This window comes from Microcystis aeruginosa LEGE 91341, from assembly GCF_015206885.1.
Taxonomy (GTDB): domain Bacteria; phylum Cyanobacteriota; class Cyanobacteriia; order Cyanobacteriales; family Microcystaceae; genus Microcystis; species Microcystis aeruginosa_H.
In genome coordinates, this window is record NZ_JADEXY010000240.1 from 1 (window position 1) to 2642 (window position 2642).

At 42.2% G+C, this 2642-nt stretch carries 1 protein-coding gene; it reads left to right on the forward strand.

Annotated elements, in window-relative coordinates:
• The first annotated feature begins 720 nt into the window (after positions 1-720).
• Positions 721-2565, forward strand: coding sequence for a group II intron reverse transcriptase/maturase (gene ltrA / locus IQ234_RS20505; RefSeq protein ID WP_193958428.1), 1845 nt, complete (start codon positions 721-723; stop codon positions 2563-2565).
• Positions 2566-2642: the final 77 nt, after the last annotated feature.

The following is a 2642-nucleotide window of genomic DNA, read 5'->3' on the forward strand; positions in this document are numbered from 1 at the left end:
AAGTGCGAAACGTTTAGGCACGAAATAAGGCTGTAATGCCTGAAATAACCGCCTAATAAGGTCTTCAGTCCCCTGACTGAATCTAATAGGTCAACCCTGACCAACCTTATAACTGTTTATATGTCCCAACGTTTAGTATCACGTCGATACCAAACTAGGCAAGGGGACTCAAGGTCAATACACTTTGTAACAATTATTTACAAAGTTGAGAGTAACGGCGATAGCCACCCCCAGATTCAGAAGTCACAACTCTGGGACTGAAGCGGGGAACGGAAGGCTCCGAGGTGTAACCTAACACCAGAACCGAGACCACTGCCAACCATCCATGATTAGGCGTGAGCCGAATGTCCGACTTGAACCATCGTAAATAATCTAGTAGTGAAACAGGTTGACACACTGCGTTCAAAAAGAACAAGGGGAAAAATAGTAAGGGAAATTTTTTGTACCACTTACACAGACCTTTTAAAGTACCCCGGTGGATAGGACAAATCTAAAGATGGAATGCCCATATAAACGGAACGTGATAAACCCTTCTAGGCTCTGGGTATCGGTCGAAATGCCCAGTAGTGATAAGTGTAAGCGCAAGCCTTCAAGGGTGTGAGATGTAACCAAAAGCCAACGCCTGACAGCAATAGTCAGGATATGCTAACAGGCTTCGGCCGTGAGCTCAGCCGAACGGTTACGGTTTGAATGTAAGGATAGAGTCTAGTAGGAGTCTATATGACGAAATCGAGAGAAGGTAAAGGATTCGGGAAACCGAAAACCACTAAGACTACGAATGTATGGAAAGCTATCAATTGGGCGAAAGTCCAAAGATACGTTTTCAAGCTCCAAAAGAGAATATACCAAGCGGCTAAATCGGGACAGGATGCAAAGGTTAGAAGGTTGCAACGTCTATTGGTGAAATCATACTATGCTCGTCTATTAGCAGTTCGCAAAGTAACCCAAGATAATCAAGGAAAGAAAACAGCAGGAGTCGATGGAGTGATAGCAATATCCCCAAAACAAAGGCTAAATCTAACCGAAGAAATCAAAGGAACACTTAAAGCAAAACCGCTAAGAAGGGTGTGGATTCCTAAACCCGGTAGGGATGAAAAACGCCCATTAGGAATACCAACCATCAAAGACAGAGCTAGACAAGCGTTGATTAAATCGGCACTTGAACCAGAATGGGAGTCAAAAATGGAAGGAACCAGCTATGGTTTTCGACCCGGAAGGTCTGCCCATGATGCAATATCAAAAATATATATCACCATCAATCAAGGTAGCTACTTTGTATTAGATGCTGATATTACCAAGTGTTTTGACCGAATTAATCACAACTTTTTACTGTCAAAAATTCATTGTCCAAACTCCCTGAAAAGAGACATTAAACAATGGCTTAAAGCAGGAGTATTGGATAACGGCGTATTTGAAGAAACAGAAACAGGGACACCCCAAGGAGGGGTAATAAGTCCACTACTAGCCAACATCGCACTGGATGGAATGGCAAGATTAATCGAAACACTATTCCCCAAAAAGAAGGGTAATCAAGCTGTTTTAATAAGATACGCCGATGACTTCGTAGTGATCTCACCATCACTCGAAATCATTGAACAGTGCAAAACTGCCATTTTCGAATGGTTAAAGCCTATTGGATTAGAACTCAAACCAGAAAAAACCAGAGTGTGTCATACGCTTAACCCCATCGAATATAATGGGAAAATGGAAGAACCCGGTTTCGACTTTCTAGGATTCAATATCAGGCAATATCCAACAGGAAAATACAAATCTGGGAAAACAGGAGGGTGGAGAAGCCAATTAATTGGTCACAAAACCCACATTAAACCCAGTCAAAAAGCAGTTAAAGCCCACACAGAAGCGATTAAAGGTGTAATTAAAAAATATAAAACAGCACCTCAATCAGCCCTGATTAGTCATCTAAACCCAATCATTAGAGGTTGGGCTAACTACTACTCAGGAGTAGTATCCACAGATACCTTCAATAAACTAGATTACACAATCTGGTTAATGTTAAGGGCATGGACAGTATCAAGATGCGGTAAAGCAAACTACGAAAAGCTAAGAAATTACTTTAGAACGAGTACATTCAAACTCAGCAATGGGAAAGAAAGACATGAATCTTGGTTATTCCAAACCAAAGACGGTCAACAATTATGGAAACATAACTGGACACCAATTGTCAGACATACCCTAGTACGCGCCGACGCTTCACCATACGACGGAAATTGGACTTACTGGGCGACCAGACGAGGACAAGCAATCGACACACCTACAAGAGTAGCCAAACTACTCAAAAAGCAACAAGGCAAGTGTAGCCGATGTGGGCAATATTTCACCTCATCGGATTTAATTGAAGTTGACCACATTCACCCTCTAAGCTTAGGCGGAAAGGATGAATACAAGAACCTTCAATTACTACACCGCCACTGTCACGATGATAAATCGGCATCTGATGGAAACCTTAAATCATCTACATTAACATCATCCGACGTTAATGTAGATAATACAAAGACAACCAAAAGAAGTCAAGCTGTATCCTTAACAAAGGAACAGTCAAACTAGGAGCCGTGTGAGGTGAAAGTCTCATGCACGGTTCTGAATGGGAGGGGAGGTCGGTGACGACCTTCTCGACCCCTAAT

Bases quoted from the DNA above. Each gene is read 5' to 3' on its own strand.
- ltrA (WP_193958428.1), top strand. From the start codon at position 721: ATGACGAAATCGAGAGAAGGTAAAGGATTCGGGAAACCGAAAACCACT.